Here is an 18,100-nt window from a genome sequence, read left to right as displayed (position 1 = left end):
CCGACCGAATTTGTTCAGAACCTTCAGAACCCTCAGAACCATTAAGGACGTCGCGCTCGACGCAACACTGAAGCCGTCGGCGCGACGGCACTGCTAAGGCGCCGCTTGACGCCCTGCGTCATGCCACGCCCGGCCATCGGACCCGACGCCAGCGGTGCCGCCAACATCGACTGATAGGTCGAGGCCAACGCTTCCTGCGTGCTGACCTGCTCGCGCAGTCGCGCGATGACGGCGTCCTGTAGCGCTTTGGCCGAACGCATTTCGTGTTGTGCTTCGGTCATCGCGTTGAGACTGACCTCGGTGTCCTGCAATTGACGTTGTGCCTGTTTGCGCTCTTGCTGCAACGACTTGATGGATTCGCGCGCCGCGTCCAGTTCAAGCATCAGTCGACGCTCGTTGGCATCGGCACGCTCCGCGAGCTTTGTACGCTCAACGTCCCAGTCGGACCGATGCGAGGCATGCGCCTCCTGCATCGCTTGCGCGGCGTCGCGCGCTGAGGCAAGCGACTGACGTGACGCGACAGCATCCGCCTGCGCATCGATAAGCAGCGCCTCGGCGCGACGCGCCTGCGCCTGTGCCTCATCTCGCGCCTGACGCGCATCCGCCGCCGCCGTCTCCGCCGAAGCAATCCGCTCATGCAGCACAGCGCGGGCTTGTTCCAACGCTTCCCGATCTGCCGCCAACTCAGCTTCCCGCGCTTCGAGCGCGGCACGTTGCACGGCAGCTTCCTCGGCCAGCGCCGTACGGGCTTCGTGTATCACCAACGTCCACAAATCCAATGCGGCCCGGGCCACCGGCTCCGGCATGTCCACGCCATCCGGCAAGCCCGGCACACCACTGCCCGCACCGCTCAGACGCGCACCCAAACCCGCAAACCACGCATCCAGATACGGACTCACGGTGTTCGGCGATCCGCGCCCCAATTGCTGGCGAATCCGCTCAATCGTCGGACGCTGCCCCGACATCAATAACGTATCGGCGGCCGTCCACACGTCGCGCTCCGAAATACCGCGACCGCCCTGTCGGGGCGACGGCGCGAGCGTGGCGGATTTGGGGGGTTGGGACGCAGTCATCGCGAGCACTCCTTGAAATCGACGGCATTGCCAAATAAGTCACGATAATGGAAGATTATCGATACTTATTTAACACATACGTTATATTTACTACATATTACATATTAATTCATATGTTTAGTGGGAAAATTACGTTTTGAGGCGATTCAATGCGCAAAAGCAACGCTGGCGATATCGTGAAAATCGCGGATGCAGCACACCTCCCTGCGCCGCTAGACCCCGCAAAGCTGGACGCGGACGCCCGGGAAGCCGCGCAGGCGCTCGTTCGTGAAGGCGACTCCGCGAATACGCGTCAGAGCTATCAGTCGGCCATGCGCTACTGGATGGGCTGGTACCGGTTGCGCTACGGCGCGCCGCTTGTCCCGCCGCTATCGGTCGCAGCGATCGTGCAGTTCGTCGTCGATCACGCCCAACGTCAAGGCAAGCATGGACTGACGACGGAGATGCCCGACGCGCTCGATTCGGCGCTGGTCGCGCAAGGGCTCAAAGCGCGCGTCGGTCCGCCCGCGCTCGCGACGCTGCTCCACCGGATGAGCGTCATCGCCAAGCTGCATACGTCGCGCGAACTACCTAACCCCTGTGCCGAACCGGCGGTGCGCGAGCTGCTCGCGAAAACGCGTCGCGCCTATGCGAAACGCGGCGTGCGGACCATCAAGAAAGATGCCCTCACCCGCGAGCCGCTGCGCGCGCTGCTGGCCACCTGCGACGACTCGTTACGCGGCAAGCGCGACCGCGCATTGCTGCTCTTCGCTTGGGCCAGCGGCGGACGTCGACGCTCCGAAGTCGTTCGGGCAACGTGTGAGAACGTGCGACGCAGTGGACCGGAGCACTACGTCTACACGCTGGGCTGGTCGAAGACGAACCAGCAGGGTGCGGACCGCCCGGAGAATGAAAAGCCTGTCACAGGTGCCGCCGCCGCCGCGCTCACGGACTGGCTGGCGGCGTCCGGCATCGAAGCGGGTCCAATCTTCCGGCGTGTGCGGCGCGGAGGCCATGTCGGCGAAGCGCTATCGGAAGCCGCAGTGCGCGACATCGTGCGCGACCGGTGCGCATTGGCGGGTCTCGACGGCGATTTCTCCGCCCACTCGTTGCGTGCTGGCTTTGTGACCGAGGCGGCACTTCAGCAAGTCCCCTTGGCGGAGACGATGTCGATGACCGGACACACGAGTGTGGCCACCGTCGTCGGGTATTTCCGTCGAGCAGACATGCAACGCTCGCGCGCCTCCGATCTGATGGGTAACGACGACCCGGAAAAAGAGTGAGTACGTGAGCATTGCTCAGCTATTGCCGCACAAGCGTACTTGACCGCGAGAAGCCCTATCAGCGCCAAGGGTCGCTGGCATAAAGATGCATTTAAGTGGTATCTTTTGTCGCGTTGGGCGTATGCCATAGTGAACATACCGCCTGCTGTGACTGCCGCTGTTCCCCCCCAAATCGAACACTCTTAGGTGCAGATCGTCATGCCTAGCTCCCTTGCTTCCCAATCCCGCAATCGCGCCCTGATCGAGCGACTCGGCCTGATCACGCCGATCATTCAGGCGCCGATGGCTGGCACGTCCACGCCGGCGCTTGCCGCCGCCGTCTCCAACGCAGGCGGACTCGGCTCCATCGGCGTGGCGGCGGGTAATGCGGAAACCGCCCGCAAGGCCATTCACGACACGCGCGCCCTCACGCGCAAGCCGTTCAACGTCAACCTGTTTTGTCACGCACCGGCCAAACTCGACGCTTCGCGCGACGCCGCCTGGCTGGCTTATCTAGCCCCGGAATTTGCACGCTTTGACGCCACGCCGCCGGCCACGCTCACCGAGATTTACAAGAGCTTTGTTGCCGACGACGCGATGTACGCAATGCTGCTCGAAGAGCGCCCGGCCGTCGTCAGCTTCCATTTCGGTTTGCCGTCGCAAGAGAAGATCGACGCATTTCACGCCGCCGGCATCACGCTGTTCGCCACAGCGACGAACCTCACCGAGGCGCGCGCCATCGAAGCAGCCGGTGTAGACGCCATCGTCGCGCAGGGTTACGAGGCCGGTGGTCATCGCGGACGCTTCGAAGATCTCGGCGACCGCGTGCCGACCGACGATGAGCAGCTCGGCACGCTCGCCCTCGTACGCTTGATCGTGACGCACACGTCCGTTCCCGTGATCGCCGCCGGCGGCATCATGGACGGCGCGGGCATCGCTGCTGTGCTCGCGCTCGGCGCACAGGCCGCGCAACTCGGCACGGCCTTCGTCGCGTGCCCGGAATCGTCGGCCGACGCCGCCTACCGCGAACGACTCACCGGCCCGAACCCGCCGCGCACCGCCCTCATTCGCGCGATCTCCGGACGCCCCGCTCGTGGCTTCGTCAACCGGTTGTATGCCCTTGAGCAAACCGCCGAGCGCCCCGATTTACCGGCCTATCCTGTGACGTACGACGCAGGCAAAGCGATCAACGCCGCCGCCAAGGCCAAGGGCAACAGCGACTACGCTGCGCAATGGGCCGGTCAGGCGGCACCGCTCGCGCGGGCCATGCCTGCCGCCGAACTCGTGGGGGTGCTGCGTGCGGAAGTGCATGAGACGTTCGACGCACTGCGCGAACTCGCGGCCAGTTTCTGAGTCGGGACCACCTCATGACGACAACAGTGCCCTCATCCGCCCGCATCACCCAACGTCTCGGCATGTCGACGCCGATCATCCAGGCGCCGATGGCCGTGGCTTCGACGCCAGCGCTGGCTGCCGCTGTCTCCGACGCGGGCGGGCTCGGCTCGCTCGCCGTCGGCAATATGGATGCCAAAGCCGCGCGCGAAGTGATCCGTCAAACACGTGCCCTGACCGCCCGGCCGTTCAATGTCAATGTCTTCGCCCATGCGCCCGCGCATACTGACGCCGCTCGGGAAACCGCATGGCTCGCCTATCTCGCACCGGAATTCGCGCGCTACGACGCGAAGCCGCCGGAAGCCCTGCGCGAGATCTATCTGAGCTTTGTCGAAGACGTTGCGATGTACGAGATGTTTCTCGAAGAACGTCCGGCGGTGGTGAGCTTTCATTTCGGCTTGCCGTCGCAGGCGTGGATCGACGCATTGAAAGCCGCAGGCATCGTGCTGTTCGCGTCGGCCACGAATGAAGCGGAGGCCGACGCCATCGAAGCGGCTGGCATCGACGCCATCGTGGCGCAAGGCTGGGAAGCCGGCGGTCATCGCGGACGCTTCAACGATGAAGGCGACCGTCAGCTCAGTGAAGACGAGCAACTCGGCACCTTCGCGCTGGTCCGGCGACTGGTCGCACGCACCTCACTGCCGGTCATTGCGACGGGCGGCATCATGGACGGTGCAGGCATCGCCGCCGTGCTTGCCCTCGGCGCACAAGCGGCACAAATGGGCACGGCCTTCATTACCTGCCCGGAGTCCGGTGCCGACGCGGCTTATCGTGACGCGCTACTCAGCGGGCATCCACCACGCACGGCGCTTATCCGCGCCATCTCGGGACGTCCGGCGCGCGGATTTGCCAATCGTTTCTGGGCATTGGAGCAAGTGGACGACCGCCCCGCGATTCCCGACTATCCCATCACCTACGACGCGGGCAAGACGCTCAACGCTGCCGCAAAGGCGCACAAGGAAAGCGGCTATGCGGCACAATGGGCCGGTCAGGCGGCACCGCTCGCGCGCGCACTTCCCGCAGCGGAACTGATCGACGTTCTCTCGCGGGAAACACGCGACGCTATCACGGCAGCCATCTCCGGCTGAAGCCACTTCGTAGCGACGGTTGTCCCGCATCCCGCGAAGGCCGTCGCTACCGCCTGCCTAAAGCCCAACAGCCCACCAGCCCACCCGCTTCGGAGACTTCAAGGCATGTTCAATGCAATCCTGTTGACGCAGTCGGACGGTGTCACCCACGCTCAGGTGACCGAACTGCAAGACGATGCACTGCCTGCGGACGGTGACGTACTCGTCGCCGTCGATTACTCGACCATCAATTACAAGGACGGCCTCGCGATCACCGGCAAAGCGCCCGTCGTACGCGCGTGGCCGATGGTCGCTGGCATCGATGGGGCCGGCACCGTGCTCGAATCGTCGCACCCCGCGTGGCGCAAGGGCGATCGCGTGGTGCTCAACGGCTACGGTGTCGGCGAAACGCACTGGGGATGCCTCGCGCAAAAGGCGCGGCTGCGCGGCGACTGGCTTGTGCGACTCCCCGAACGCTTCACGCCGCGCGACGCCATGATCATCGGCACGGCGGGCTATACCGCCATGCTCTCGGTGATGGCGCTGGAGCGTAGCGGCGTGCTGCCGCATCACGGCGATGTGCTCGTGACAGGCGCTTCGGGCGGTGTCGGGTCGGTAGCCATCGCGCTACTCAGCTCGCTCGGCTATCGCGTCGTGGCGTCCACCGGCAAGTTGCATGAGACGGAGTATTTGCAGGCGCTCGGCGCATCGGAGGTCATCGACCGCCGTCTGTTGTCCGACCCGGGTAAGCCCATGCAGAAGGAACGTTGGGCGGCGGTCGTCGATTCCGTCGGCTCGCACACGCTGGTCAATGCCATCGCGCAGTTGCGTTACGGCGGTGTGGCGACGGCATGCGGTCTCGCGCAAGGCATGGACTTTCCGGCGAACATGGCACCGTTCATTCTGCGCGGTGTGACGTTGCACGGCATCGACAGCGTGATGGCGCCGCGCGAGTTGCGCGAGGAAGCGTGGCAACGGCTTGCGCGCGATCTCGAACCGCAAAAGCTCGGCGGCATTTCTCACGACGTCGGTCTCGCAGACGCCATTGGCATCGGTCAACGCATCGTCAAAGGCGAAATCCACGGACGCGTGGTCGTGAATGTGAATCGTTGATTCTTGTCCGGCCTTTGCCGCATCGCGCCCGTCACTTCAAAGGGGAAGCGGGCGATTCTGGCAAAGGCTTTTCATGACGAGCGTCGACGTCATCTTCAGCACGCCGGGCAACGACGCGAGATGACGGTCGTAGAGCTGCTGAAACGACGCCAGATCGCGCGTAACGATGTGCAGCATGTAATCGGGCTCGCCAAACAGCCGCTCGGCACTCACCACTTCCGGCAACGCCAGCACCGCCGCCTCGAACGCGGCGAGCGTGGCGTGGGTACTCTCGCGAAGCGTTGTGAAGACGATGGCCGAGAACGTCAGCCCGACCGCTGTCGGCGCAATCGTGGCCCGATATCCCGAGATCACTCCATCCTCTTCCAGCGCACGGATCCGGCGATGGCACGGCGACAGACTGATGCCAATGCGCTCGGCGACCTCCGTGATAGAAAGTCGTCCATTCTTCTGAAGCTCGGCAAGAATCTTTCTGTCGATGTCGTCCATGCGGGAGATTCTACCCGGAATCGCCGCTTTTGGAGGAACAATAGGGAGCACCTTCGGGCGGCATCCTCGTACCATTCCTAGTCCGCATTTCAATATTCCTGGACGGGATTTCATTATGGCAACGAGTGCCCTGACCGCCTTCTGGCTGGTATCGCTATCGCTGGTAGTCGTGCCCGGTGCCGACTGGGCTTACGCCATTTCCGCAGGCATGCGGCAACGCGCCATCGTGCCGGCCATCGCAGGGTTGCTGCTCGGCTATGTCGTCATCACGTTGGTCGTCGCCGGTGGTGTGGGCGCGTTGGTCGCGCAGGTGCCGATGGTGCTGACCGTTCTCACCTATGTCGGTGCCGCCTATCTGATCTGGCTCGGTGCGAACGCCATCGTCCGCCCGTCGGCACCTGACGTGAATGCCACGCAGGTTCAGTCGACGCCAGCGCGCTGGGTCACGCAAGGGCTGGCGGTCAGCGGTCTGAATCCCAAGGCGCTGCTGCTATTCCTCGCCTTGCTGCCTCAGTTCACGAGCCAAAGCGGTACGTTGCCGATCGAAGGGCAAATTGCGGAGTTGGGCATCGTCCACATGCTGAACTGTCTGGTCGTCTATTCCGTGGTGGCGCTCGGCGCAAAGCTGGTGCTCCGATCCCGGCCTGCATTCGCGCGAACCATGAGCCGCCTGTCCGGCATCGCCATGATCGCCGTCGCGCTCGTCCTCATCGCAGAGCAAGTGCCCGTCCAGATATGACGAAGGCGCGCCGCGGAGTTGCGGCACGCCTTCGTTTCCTACGTTGCATCTGAACGCAGCAGCACTGCGTCAGTGACTTCCCCCCAGATACGCGGCGCGCACCTTGTCGTCGTTACGAAGACTCTCCGCCGGGCCGTGCACGGAGATGCTGCCGTTCTCCAGCACGTAGCCATAGTCGGCCACAGCCAGTGCAGCGGCGGCGAACTGCTCCACGAGGAGCATCGTCACGCCTTCCGCTTTCAGGTTGCTGATGATGCGGAACACCTCGTCGACCAGAATCGGCGCCAGGCCCATCGACGGCTCGTCGAGCAGCACGATGTCCGGGCGCAGCATGACCGCACGGGCCATCGCCAGCATTTGCTGCTCGCCGCCAGAGAGTGTCCCCGCCAACTGATTGCGACGTTCCTTCAGGCGCGGGAACAAGTCCATCGCGCGGTCAAGATCCGCCGCCACGTCGCCGCGCGGGCGGCTGCCGGTCAGACGCGGAAACGCGCCCAGCCGCAGATTGTCCGTCACCGACATCGTGGCGAACACGCGACGCCCCTCCGGTGAATGCGCCAGCCCAAGCTTCGCGATGCGATGCGAATCCAGCCCGTCGATACGCTTCTCGCCGAGCGTGATTTCGCCCGACGACGGCTTGATCATGCCGGACACGGCACGCATGGTGGTCGTCTTGCCCGCACCGTTCGAGCCGATGAGCGTGACGACCTGACCGCCCGGCACATCGATATCGATGCCGTGCAGCACCTGCACCTTGCCGTATCCCGCTTGCAGATTACGAATGGAAAGCATTGTGGTTCCGTTTATCCGTTTATCCGTCTATCCCGGTCAGTGCGCGGTCGATGCGCCGCCCAGATACGCCTCGATCACCTTCTCGTCGGCCTGAATCTGCGCGGGCAGCCCTTCGGCAATCTTCTGTCCGAAGTCCAGCACCGACACCGTCTGGCAGGTGCTCATCACCACGTCCATGTGGTGCTCGATCAGAATCACCGTGATGCCGTGATCGCGAATCTTGCGAATGATGGCGAGCAACTCGCGAATGTCAGGTGCCGTCAGACCAGCCGCCGGTTCGTCGAGCAACAACAGACGCGGATCGAGCGCGAGTGCGCGGGCGATTTCGAGCAGACGCTGCTTGCCGTACGGCAGGTTGCGCGCCTCCTCGTCAGCGAGCGACGCCAGCCCCACGAACTCCAGCAGACGCATGGCACGCGCACGTGCACCGTCTTCTTCGCGCTTGTAACGCGGCAGACGCAGCGAGACGTCGACCAGCGTCGAATGGAACGTGTGATGCAGACCGACCAACACGTTTTCGAGCGCCGTCATCTCACCGAAGAGCTGCACGTTCTGGAACGTACGCGCCACGCCCGAGAGCGCAATGTCGGCGGACGTGCGTCCGGCCAGCGACTCGCCCGCGAACTCGATGCTCCCCGCCGTGGGCACATAGATGCCCGTCAGCACGTTCATCATCGTGCTCTTGCCCGAACCGTTCGGGCCGATCAGGCCGTGAATCGTGCCTCGCTTGACCGTCAGGTCGACCTGATTGAGCGCCTTCAGGCCGTCGAACTGCATCAGCAACTGACGCACCTTCAGCAATTCCTCCGGACCGCTGGCCGCCGCCATGAGCACCGGGTCGTTGCTGCTGGCAGCCGTTTCGTCCACTTGCGTGGCCGACACCGTGAGCGTGCGGCGACGATGCAGCACGCGCGAGCGCAGGAAGCCGATGATGCCGTCCGGCAGGTAGTACACGACGAACAGGATCATCAGACCGAAGATCGTCAGACGCCAGTCGGTGATGCTGTCGCGCCACCAGGTCACACCGGCCAGTGCGATGGTGCCGATCACCGGCACAGCAGCCTTGGCGAGCGTAGTCCGACCGCGTGCGACGGCTGCGACCGCTGCCACCGTCGTCACGGCAGCGATGGCCGACGCGACAATGCGGAAGATGTTGATGTCGTCGAGCAACTGCGGCAGCAACACGATGATCGCCGCGCCCAGCAGCGAACCGCTGCGCGTCTTGCGTCCACCCATGATGACGGCCAGCAAGAACAGAATCGTCAGCTCGAAGTTGTACGTGTTCGGCGAGATGTACTGCTCGGAGTAGGCGTAAAGGCTGCCGGCAAGACCGGCGAACCCAGCGCTGATCACGAACGCGTACACCTTGTAGCGATACACCGACACGCCCATACAGTCCGACGCCACCGGCGAATCGCGCAACGCTTCGAACGCGCGACCGAGGTGTGACTTCAGAATGCGGTGGGCCACGAGCATGCTCAACAGCAGCAGCACGGCGACGATCCAGTAGTACTCGACCTCGTCGATCGGATGACCGCCGATGACCGGCTTCGTGAGCTTGATGCCCATCGGACCGGACGTCAGGAAATCCATCTCGTTGATCAGGATCTGGATGATCGTGCCGAAGGCCAGCGTCACCATCGCCAGATACGGCCCGATCACGCGCAAAGCTGGCAGTGCGAGCACTGCGCCGAAGGCCGCAGTGATCAGAATTGCGGCAGGCAGTGCGAGCCAGAGCGAAAGTCCCAGCTTGGCGAAAAACACACCGGCAACGTAGGCGCCGATGCCAAACAGGCCCGCATGGCCCAGCGACACCTGCCCCGTGTAACCCACGACGATGTCCAGCCCGAAGAGCAGGATCGCGTAGATCATGATCGTCTCGATCATGTGGATGTAATACGGGTTGCCGATGGCCAGAGGAAAGCCGAATAGCGCGACGATGCCGAGTACGGCAGCGATCTTCGTCAACGCGCGCGTGCCGCCGAGATCGCCGGCCCCGCGTGCAGTGGAGGTCTGTGCGGTCATGGTTACACCTTCTTGATGGCGGTCTTGCCGAACAGGCCTGCCGGCTTCACAGCCAGCACGAGCAGCAGCAGTACGAGACCCGGCACGTCTTTGTAGCCGGTCGAAATGTAGAACGCGGTCGTGGTTTCGGCCACGCCGAGGATCACGCCACCGACGAGCACGCCCATGCCGCTCGACAGACCCCCGATGATCGCCACGGCGAATGCCTTGAGGCCGAGCACTGCCCCCATCGTGGCACCGGTCAGCGTGAGCGGTGCGACCAGCACGCCCGCAAACGCAGCGGCCATCGACGACAGCGCGTACGAGAACGTAATCACCAGACTGGTGTTGATGCCCATGAGCCCGGCGGCGTCGCGATCGTTCGCGGTAGCGACCACGGCCTTGCCGTAGATCGAGCGACGGTTGAAGAACTCGACGGCGGCCATCATGAGCAGCGCGCCCACGACCACCAGCAGTTCCATCGGCAGCACGTTCGCGCCGAGCAGATTGATCGGGGCTTCGGGCAGCGGCGACGGGAATTTGAGGTCGTCACGGCCCCAGAGGTTTTCCGCGACGTTCTTGAAGATGATGCCCAGCGCAATGGTCGACATGATCCAGCCGAATTCCGACTTGATCCGCAAGGCGGGTTTCACGCCGATGCGTTCGACGAATGCGCCTTGCACGAGACCGAACAGACAGACGATGGGAATCATCAGCCAATAATTCAGCCCGAGGGTGTCGACGAGCGTCAGGCCGACCAGCGCGCCGAGCATCAGCGCTTCGCCCTGGCCGAAGTTCAGGGTGCCGGAAGTCGCAAACGTCAGTTGGTAACCGAAGGCGATCACGGCGTAGATCATCCCCAGCGCGATACCGCTGTAGATGAGTTGAATCAGGATGGTCATGCGGTCCTCTCTCGCGAGTGCGAGCCTACGAGCGATGCTCGGGAGGCATTCGGTACTTGTGCCGCACACCGGTCCCGAGTGCCGGCGGCAGGCGACAGTTGCGTGAAGACGGCACGCGCGCCCCGCGCGGAGGCCCCGAAGCCAGTGGCTCGGGACAGAGGCGGAAGAGGCGACGCGCGCCGTCGTTCACCCGTCATGGCTGCAACGGCAGCCTTGGGCGGAGGTCGGCTTACTTGGAGGCCGTCGTGCCCGCCTTCTCGCGGACCTTGCTGCCGGCCTTCAGATCGCTGTCGTAGGCATACACGACACGACCGCCCTTCACTTCGCCGAACACCGGAATGTTGGCCGTGATGGCGTCGTGATCGTCATGCGTGAACGGACGATCGTAGGTCGTGACCACGCCTTCGACCGGCGCCTTCAGGTCTTCCAGTGCTGCGCGCACTTTCGGGCCGTCCGTGCTGTTGGCCTGCTTCATGGCCGCCGCCAGCAGGTAGATCGAGTCGTAGCCCTGCGCAGCCGAAACCGCCGAGTCGATGCGGTTGTTCTTCGGCTTGAACATGGCCAGATAGCCGTCGATGAAGGCCTTGCGCTTGGGCGTGTTGGGTTCCTGAATGAACGTCTGCGGCATGCGTGCGCCTTCGCCGTTCGCGCCCGAGTTGTCGATGTAGTTCGCCATCGCGAGCGTCCAGCTACCGACGATCGGCAGCTTCCAGCCGAGCTTGCCCATGCCGTTGGCGATCTGCGCCAGTTCCGGGCCGATACCGTACGTGAGGATCACGTCGGCGCCAGCCTGCTTGGCCTTGAGCAACTGGGCCGTCATGTCGACGTCCTTGATGTTGAACTTCTCGACGGCCACCGGTGTGATGCCCTTGGCTTTGAGCGCCTTTTCCAGATCCTCACGACCGAGCTGACCGTAGTTGGTCGAGTCGGCGAGAATCGCGGGTTTCTTGAAACCGCGACGCGTGATCGCTTCTTCTACGATCATCGGCGCCTGAATGCTGTCCTTGGCCGAGTTGCGGAAGACGTAGTTGTCCGGGTACTGAGGCGGCTTGAACTGGTCGGTAATCACCGTGCCCGTCGCCACGTTGTTGAACACCGGAATTTTGGCATCCTGATAAAAACGCTGCGACGCGAGCGCCACGCCGGTGTTGATGTAACCGACGGTGGCCACCACCTTTTCCTTGTTGATCAGTTCCTGCGCGACTTGCACGCCGCGCTCGTTCTTGGCTTCTTCGTCGCGCTCGACGAGCTGGATCTGACGGCCGAGCACGCCGCCCGACTTGTTGATCTCCGCAGCGGCAAGACGCACGCCGTCGCGCATGGAAACGCCCATCGACGACGAGCCGCCGGTGAACGGGCCGGACACGCCGATCTTGATCGGATCGGCCGCAATGGCCATCGAGGCGGACAGGGCGAACGCGACGGCGCCAGCCATGAGCTTGAATCGGAATTGCATAAGGGTCTCCTTCGGTGCGATGCGTTTCGATATGACGCTTTTTTGCTGCGATTTCCTTGGTGTCGCAGGCCCTGCCGTGGATGCGCGAATCCCGGGATGTCTCCCCCCCGTCGCACCGCCCCGGTCCTTGTAATTCGTGTCAGGGCGATACCGTCATGCACGCGTCGAACGACCAACCTAGCGCGCCGATTATGTGATCGCTGAGTTTCGCCCGCAAAGGCGGGAATACCCCTACGGGGACGCGGGTTTGCGCCCCGTTATCGCCATTTGGCGCGGGTTTCCAAGGGGTTTTGGGTCACGCGCCCATGTACGGCGCGTGTCAGGAGAACGGCACGGAGTGCCAAAGAGTTCGACTCGTATGACGGGTCGTAAGCGAGTTGTAAGCGAAGGCGATTATTCAGCGCGCAGGCGACGCGCGATCGACACACCCGACGCGCCCGACGCCCCAGACGCCCCAGACGCGCTACTCGCCCGGCGCGACCACTTCGCGGGTACCGTTGCGCCCCATCGGGGTGACAAGTCCGGCCGCTTCCATCTGCTCGATCAGACGTGCCGCCCGGTTGTAGCCGATGCGCAATTGCCGCTGCACGGCGGAAATCGACGCGCGTCGCGAATTCAGCACGAAGGCCGCCGCTTCGTCGTACAGCGGATCGGCTTCGGCGTCGCCCGCCGTGTCGCCGAACAGATCGGCGGACGCTGCGTCGGCCGGATCGCCGGCGAGAATGGCCTCGTCGTAGTCCGGCTCGCCGTACTGCTGCCAGTGCTGCACCACCCGGTGCACTTCGTCATCGGCGACGAACGCGCCGTGTACACGTTGCGGATACCCCGTGCCCGGCGGCAGGAACAGCATGTCGCCCTGCCCCAGCAACGACTCTGCCCCCATTTGATCGAGGATCGTGCGCGAGTCGATTTTGGACGAGACCTGGAAGGCAACCCGCGTCGGAATGTTCGCTTTGATGAGACCCGTGATGACGTCGACCGACGGACGCTGCGTCGCCAGAATCAGGTGGATACCGGCGGCACGCGCCTTCTGGGCCAGACGTGCGATCAGTTCTTCGATCTTCTTGCCCGCCACCATCATGAGGTCGGCCAGTTCGTCGATGACCACGACGATGAACGGCAGGCGACCCAGCGGCTCGGGTGCGTCCGGCGTCAGCGAGAACGGGTTGCTGACCTTATCCCCAGCGGCGCTCGCGGCATCGATCTTGTCGTTGTAGCCAGCCAGATTGCGCACGCCAAGCGCCGACATCAGCCGGTAGCGCTTCTCCATTTCGCCCACACACCAGTTCAGCGCATGCGCGGCTTGCTTCATGTCGGTGACGACCGGTGCCAACAGATGCGGAATGCCGCCGTAGACCGACAGTTCCAGCATCTTCGGATCGATCATGATGAGGCGAACGTCGTCCGGTGTCGCCTTGTAGAGCAGCGACAGGATCATGGCATTCACCGCCACCGACTTGCCGGAGCCGGTGGTGCCGGCCACGAGCAAATGCGGCGCGCGTGCCAGATCCGCCACGATCGGCTCTCCCGTGATGTCCTTGCCCATCGCCAGCGCGAGACGCGAGCGATGCGTGTCGAATACCGGTGCGGTCAGAATTTCCGAAAGTCGGATCATCTGACGCTGTGCATTCGGCAGTTCCAGCCCCATACACGTCTTGCCGGGGATCGTCTCGACCACGCGGATGGACGTGACACCCAGCGCGCGCGCCAGATCCTTCATGAGACCGACGACCTGTGCGCCGCGCACACCGACCGCAGGCTCCACTTCGAAGCGCGTGATGACCGGTCCGGCGGATGCGCCGACGACCGTCACCGGTACCTTGAACTCGGCAAGGCGCTGCTCGATCAGTTGGCTCACTGCGGCGAGCGCTTCGTCCGAGACGACATTGGCATGGTCGCTGGCCGTGGCCGGTGCCAGCAGGTCCACGGCAGGCAAGTCGTAGTCGATGGCGACACGCGGCGGCGGCAGCTCGTAAGGCGTGTCTGCGGTGAAGCTTGCCGTTTGCATCGCCGTGGAAGGCGCTGCACCGAAGGGGGCTGACGACGCCATGGGTGCGGCACCGAACGACGGGATCGCGGGGATCACCGGCGTGGCTGGCAGCACGTGTTCAGGCGCGGGCTGTGCGAGTGACGTCGTATCGTCCGACGTCAGCGGCAACCCATCCGCCCTCGCCCACGTGCCATCGGCACGCAGAACGTAATGTGGCTTCGAGGAAGGTTCATGCGCTTCGTCGATGTCCGATGGCATGACACCTTCAGCAACGTCGAAAGGTGGAAGTGCCTCGTCTTCATCCGAGGCTTCGGTGACAACCTCCGCCGATGCGACAGCGGCTTCTGCGACGACCGTCTGAGTTGCAGGTGCCGTGACGACAGAGTCGTACGCCTCCACACTCGCCAGCACATCCGCAAAGACGAACGGACGCGGCGGCACAGCGGACGGCATCGCTGCGCCGGCGGCCGGAGCGACCGGCTGCCGCAGTGGCATCAGCGGCGGCAAATTGAGGACTTCCGCGGGCGTCAGCGGCGCAACGGTCGGCGGCGTAGGTAGCGTAGGCGGCTCAGCCACGACGACCTCAGCTGACGCTGCCAGCGCAGGAAGCTCAGGGACCGTAGTGTCGAGATCGCTATCGAGCGGCGTCGACATCGCGTCGTGCGTCGTCACCGCGTCCGTGACCTCGACCGGTTCAGGTGGCTGCGCCGGCGCCTGCGCGCCACTGGCGTCAGGCGATGCCCAGTCTCGCAAATCGCGCAGCAATGCCTCCGCTTCCTGGCGCAGCGCCATCATCGCGTCGATCCTTGCCTGCTCGGCCACGCGCGCAGCCTCTCGCGCAGCTTCCTGTTCAGCCAGCATCTCCGGGCTCGGGCCTTCGGGCACCGGCTCGGCAGATGGTTCCGCAACGTCGTTGACCGACCAGTCGATGGGCGAAAACTCGGCAACGTCGGACGCCAAAGGGACAGCGGCATCGGCCGCCGACCATGAGGCCGCGCCACGCATGACGGGCGTTGCCGGCGTGACAGGGGCAGCCGGTGTCGACGCTGTGACCGTCGTTGCACGCTGCGTCAAGCCCTCATCGCCAGCCACAGACGCCATCGGCGATGTCGTCGACGTCGGCGCTTGCGGACGCGGCGGTGCACCACGCGGCGGAATGTCTTCGAGGCCCAACTGCGGCTTGCGGAACGGACTGTGCACGACCGTGCCGCGCAGGTGCGCGGGGGCCATGCCGACAGGGCGACGATAGCCGGTCGCGCCTGGCGTCGATGCGGAATCCTGCAGTCCGGAAGACGGGGTCGGATGCGAAGCCGTCGACGACGGCGGCACGGCCGGTCGCGGCTCGCGAGGCACCATGCCCGGTTCGGCGCGCACAAATTCCGTCGTCCGCAGCGCTTCGCCACGACTCAGTTTTGCGGAATACGCACCACGCGGGAGAGCGGTGCGCGTCGCTGCACCCGTTGCAGCAGCAGCGCTACCCGATGACGCGACCGCACCGGCAGCACCCACTGCCACCGCAACCACCGGCGTTGTACGCCCGACCGCAGTCCCCTTCCCTGCCGGACGCGTCGCCGTACTCGCGGCAAACGTCGGCTCGGCACGCGGCGCACCGCGCGTGGTCAGCGGTGGCGGTTGCATGGCATCCAGACGCGCACGCTCTTCGTCGGACAGCTTCCAGCGCGGTTGTGCCGCCAGACCACGACGACGCGGCACCGGCTCTTCGATCAGACTGCCGACGTTGTGGTGACCCTGTCCAACCGTCGGCGTGTAACTGCCGCGCTCGCCACGGTCACTCGTGTCGAACGACATCTGGGACAAACCGCGGACCGGCTCACGCGCGCCGGTATCGAAACGAGATTCCCGCGAGTCCCGCGCATCGCGCGGCTCGAACGCAGCGGCATCGTCCTCGTCATCGGCCGATGGGCGACGCGAGAACATGCCCCACCAGGTGGTGCCAAAGACAAGCGGAAGAGAAAAGAGGAGGACGAAGCCGGAGAGACCCATGGCAAGCGTGCCGCCGAGCGCGACGCTCAAACCGTGGGAGAGCGATTGACCGATGCTGCCACCGGCGGAGTTGCCGTCGCCGCCCGTCAGCGCAGCCAGCGTGGCGCTGGACACCATCGCCAGCGGAACGCCAAGCAGCATACGGAGCGTGCCGGGGCCGAAGATGCGTATCTCACCGCCAAGCAGACCCCGTACGCCAGGCCAGCACAGTGCCAGCAACCAAAACGTCGACAGTCCGAACCAGCCAAACCCCATAATCGCTCATTGCTTCAGGAAAACCCGGAGAGCGATTGTAGCAGGTAGGCCACCGCGCGGCGGCCCTGCGCACGGACTTTTGCGCATCATGCGTGCCAAGGCGTGTGCCGCATCGCACGCATGATGTGTCCGGCAGACCTCAGAAGGCAGAAGGCAGAAGTCAGATGACAGACAGCAGATGCCACGCGTCAGGCGTGACCGTGCGTTCCCGTCGGACGCAGGGACGGCGCACCATCGGCAGGTACGCTGTCGAGCGTTGCGACCGGCACCGCCTCGTCGGGCACGACCAGGCTCAGATTCCGGCGACGCAGCGAACGCCAGTCGACCTTGGCGAAAATGTCCTCGCCCAGCGCGCTCGTACGCGAGAGGTTCTCGACGCGCACGCCACGCGCGCGCAATACGTTAGCGGCCAGCCGGAATGACGGTTCGATCAACGTCGCAAATTCGTCGTCCAGACGGGTCGGCGCACGGGTTTGCATCGTCTCGTAAAAGCGCGGGGTCGCTGCGGCGTCGCGCAGATCCAGCCCATGCATGTACATCTCGGTGAAACCTAGCCATGTCGCGACTTGCAGCGCAAAGTACGCGACCGTGCCGCCGTGGAAAAAGCCGTTATCGATGTCGAAGCTGAAACCCAGTCGGCTCTCGTCGCCGAAGAACGCCGCGCTCGCCGAGACCTGCGGGTCTGCGCGCAGCGTCTGCGTCGTGCGGGCCGCTTCAAGCCCACGCTTGAAAATGTCGTCCACGAGATAGAAGCGGCAGCCGAAGGCGGACATCGGGAACATATCCAGCAAACGCGCCAGCACGACCGGCGTGACGAACAGCACCAGATCGCGCGCCACGATACGGCGCGCCAGATCGGGACGCTGGCGCACGAAGCCCGCGTCGAGAATGCAGTAGTAATTGAATTTGACGGGCGCGCGTTCAGTCAGCGCGATGGCCCCGTTCACGCCCATGACGTGATGCATCGGCAACGCGTCGTAGTCGATGTCGGCAACTGACGGACCGCTGGCGATGATGTGGCAAGGCAGCCGGCGCAGGCGTTGCAGCTCGGCGCGACGCGCGAGCGGCACATTACGTCCGCGCCAGGTGAATCGTTCGATGGCCCCCATCGCATCGCGCGCGATCTGCGCGTGCGGCCACAGGCGTTCGTTATGGCGCCACTTTGCCGAATGACTGAAGCGGTAGGCAAGTTTGAGGAATGTCGAGAGCATTGTCGTTGTTCTTGGTTAGGTGTTCTGGTTGCGCCGCGCTCACCTCACGGTGGTACGGTCCTAACCCCGTTCGTATCGCGTGTCGGTCGATTGCCGAGCGCCTGTGAGCCGACTGCACACCCGCGACTCCCCTGTCTCGCGGTATAGCTCACGATGCCATGGAGACCTGGCTCCATCACGTCGATGCACAAATTCTGCCATTTCGACTTCGTGCCGGACAAGATTTATTCCAGTTGGAATTCTTACGTCGAGTTACCTTTGAGGGCCGTTTTCGAACGACATGCTTGACAGCGAGATCCCCGTTCCATGCGGGTTTCCAGCACGTTACGTGTGACAAGACAGCGAAGGAAAGGAAATTCGGCGAGAAATAGA

The 18,100-nt window shown here is 64.1% G+C and carries 13 protein-coding genes; 5 read left to right on the top strand and 8 right to left on the bottom strand.

Annotation, left to right across the window (positions count from 1 at the left end; genetic code table 11):
* Window positions 1-41 precede the first annotated feature (41 nt).
* Window positions 42-1,073: a DNA-binding protein gene (locus PAQ31011_RS00440; protein WP_150573983.1), complete on the bottom strand. Its 1,032-nt coding sequence runs from the start codon at window positions 1,071-1,073 to the stop codon at window positions 42-44.
* Between the two features lie 149 nt (window positions 1,074-1,222).
* Between PAQ31011_RS00440 and PAQ31011_RS00435 the strand changes: the two genes are divergently transcribed.
* From PAQ31011_RS00435 to acuI, 4 genes are all read left to right on the top strand, one after another.
* Window positions 1,223-2,335 (top strand): site-specific integrase, encoded by a 1,113-nt coding sequence (locus PAQ31011_RS00435; protein WP_150573982.1) that lies wholly within the window; start codon window positions 1,223-1,225, stop codon window positions 2,333-2,335.
* 198 nt (window positions 2,336-2,533) lie between these two features.
* Entirely contained in the window at window positions 2,534-3,667 is a 1,134-nt protein-coding gene (locus PAQ31011_RS00430) for an NAD(P)H-dependent flavin oxidoreductase (RefSeq protein WP_150573981.1), read from the top strand.
* A 14-nt stretch (window positions 3,668-3,681) separates the two neighbouring features.
* Window positions 3,682-4,794: an NAD(P)H-dependent flavin oxidoreductase gene (locus PAQ31011_RS00425; protein WP_150573980.1), complete on the top strand. Its 1,113-nt coding sequence runs from the start codon at window positions 3,682-3,684 to the stop codon at window positions 4,792-4,794.
* Window positions 4,795-4,899: 105 nt separating this feature from the next.
* The gene (gene acuI, locus PAQ31011_RS00420) at window positions 4,900-5,886 is read left to right on the top strand and encodes an acrylyl-CoA reductase (NADPH) (protein WP_150573979.1); all 987 of its coding nucleotides are present in this window, start codon (window positions 4,900-4,902) and stop codon (window positions 5,884-5,886) included.
* 36 nt (window positions 5,887-5,922) lie between these two features.
* Here acuI and PAQ31011_RS00415 read toward each other — a convergent pair whose 3' ends face one another.
* The gene (locus PAQ31011_RS00415; RefSeq protein WP_150573978.1) at window positions 5,923-6,375 is read right to left on the bottom strand and encodes an Lrp/AsnC family transcriptional regulator; all 453 of its coding nucleotides are present in this window, start codon (window positions 6,373-6,375) and stop codon (window positions 5,923-5,925) included.
* Between the two features lie 115 nt (window positions 6,376-6,490).
* Between PAQ31011_RS00415 and PAQ31011_RS00410 the strand changes: the two genes are divergently transcribed.
* Window positions 6,491-7,114 (top strand): LysE family translocator, encoded by a 624-nt coding sequence (locus tag PAQ31011_RS00410; RefSeq protein ID WP_150573977.1) that lies wholly within the window; start codon window positions 6,491-6,493, stop codon window positions 7,112-7,114.
* A 69-nt stretch (window positions 7,115-7,183) separates the two neighbouring features.
* On the opposite strand, the gene PAQ31011_RS00405 is transcribed toward PAQ31011_RS00410, so the two are convergent.
* The 6 genes from PAQ31011_RS00405 to PAQ31011_RS00380 all read right to left on the bottom strand — a co-directional run bounded on the left by PAQ31011_RS00405 (window position 7,184) and on the right by PAQ31011_RS00380 (window position 17,728).
* Window positions 7,184-7,906, bottom strand: coding sequence for an ABC transporter ATP-binding protein (locus PAQ31011_RS00405; RefSeq protein ID WP_150573976.1), 723 nt, complete (start codon window positions 7,904-7,906; stop codon window positions 7,184-7,186).
* 36 nt (window positions 7,907-7,942) lie between these two features.
* Entirely contained in the window at window positions 7,943-9,931 is a 1,989-nt protein-coding gene (locus tag PAQ31011_RS00400) for a branched-chain amino acid ABC transporter ATP-binding protein/permease (protein WP_246179250.1), read from the bottom strand.
* Window positions 9,932-9,933: 2 nt separating this feature from the next.
* A complete protein-coding gene (locus PAQ31011_RS00395; protein ID WP_039398550.1) occupies window positions 9,934-10,812 on the bottom strand; it encodes a branched-chain amino acid ABC transporter permease in 879 nt (292 codons plus the stop codon).
* Window positions 10,813-11,041: 229 nt separating this feature from the next.
* Window positions 11,042-12,268 (bottom strand): ABC transporter substrate-binding protein, encoded by a 1,227-nt coding sequence (locus tag PAQ31011_RS00390; protein ID WP_150573975.1) that lies wholly within the window; start codon window positions 12,266-12,268, stop codon window positions 11,042-11,044.
* Window positions 12,269-12,731: 463 nt separating this feature from the next.
* Entirely contained in the window at window positions 12,732-16,517 is a 3,786-nt protein-coding gene (locus PAQ31011_RS00385) for an FtsK/SpoIIIE family DNA translocase (RefSeq protein WP_150573974.1), read from the bottom strand.
* 188 nt (window positions 16,518-16,705) lie between these two features.
* Window positions 16,706-17,728, bottom strand: coding sequence for a hypothetical protein (locus PAQ31011_RS00380; protein ID WP_150573973.1), 1,023 nt, complete (start codon window positions 17,726-17,728; stop codon window positions 16,706-16,708).
* Between the last annotated feature and the right edge of the window lie 372 nt (window positions 17,729-18,100).

It is taken from the genome of Pandoraea aquatica (assembly GCF_902459565.1).
Classification (GTDB): Bacteria; Pseudomonadota; Gammaproteobacteria; order Burkholderiales; family Burkholderiaceae; genus Pandoraea; species Pandoraea aquatica.
This window is presented reverse-complemented; position numbering and strand designations above follow the sequence as displayed.

Excerpts from the sequence above, each read along its gene's own strand:
- PAQ31011_RS00440 (WP_150573983.1), bottom strand. The coding sequence starts at position 1,073 with ATGACTGCGTCCCAACCCCCCAAATCCGCCACGCTCGCGCCGTCGCCC.
- PAQ31011_RS00435 (WP_150573982.1), top strand. The coding sequence starts at position 1,223 with ATGCGCAAAAGCAACGCTGGCGATATCGTGAAAATCGCGGATGCAGCA.
- PAQ31011_RS00430 (WP_150573981.1), top strand. The coding sequence starts at position 2,534 with ATGCCTAGCTCCCTTGCTTCCCAATCCCGCAATCGCGCCCTGATCGAG.
- PAQ31011_RS00425 (WP_150573980.1), top strand. The coding sequence starts at position 3,682 with ATGACGACAACAGTGCCCTCATCCGCCCGCATCACCCAACGTCTCGGC.
- acuI (WP_150573979.1), top strand. The coding sequence starts at position 4,900 with ATGTTCAATGCAATCCTGTTGACGCAGTCGGACGGTGTCACCCACGCT.
- PAQ31011_RS00415 (WP_150573978.1), bottom strand. The coding sequence starts at position 6,375 with ATGGACGACATCGACAGAAAGATTCTTGCCGAGCTTCAGAAGAATGGA.
- PAQ31011_RS00410 (WP_150573977.1), top strand. The coding sequence starts at position 6,491 with ATGGCAACGAGTGCCCTGACCGCCTTCTGGCTGGTATCGCTATCGCTG.
- PAQ31011_RS00405 (WP_150573976.1), bottom strand. The coding sequence starts at position 7,906 with ATGCTTTCCATTCGTAATCTGCAAGCGGGATACGGCAAGGTGCAGGTG.
- PAQ31011_RS00400 (WP_246179250.1), bottom strand. The coding sequence starts at position 9,931 with ATGACCGCACAGACCTCCACTGCACGCGGGGCCGGCGATCTCGGCGGC.
- PAQ31011_RS00395 (WP_039398550.1), bottom strand. The coding sequence starts at position 10,812 with ATGACCATCCTGATTCAACTCATCTACAGCGGTATCGCGCTGGGGATG.
- PAQ31011_RS00390 (WP_150573975.1), bottom strand. The coding sequence starts at position 12,268 with ATGCAATTCCGATTCAAGCTCATGGCTGGCGCCGTCGCGTTCGCCCTG.
- PAQ31011_RS00385 (WP_150573974.1), bottom strand. The coding sequence starts at position 16,517 with ATGGGGTTTGGCTGGTTCGGACTGTCGACGTTTTGGTTGCTGGCACTG.
- PAQ31011_RS00380 (WP_150573973.1), bottom strand. The coding sequence starts at position 17,728 with ATGCTCTCGACATTCCTCAAACTTGCCTACCGCTTCAGTCATTCGGCA.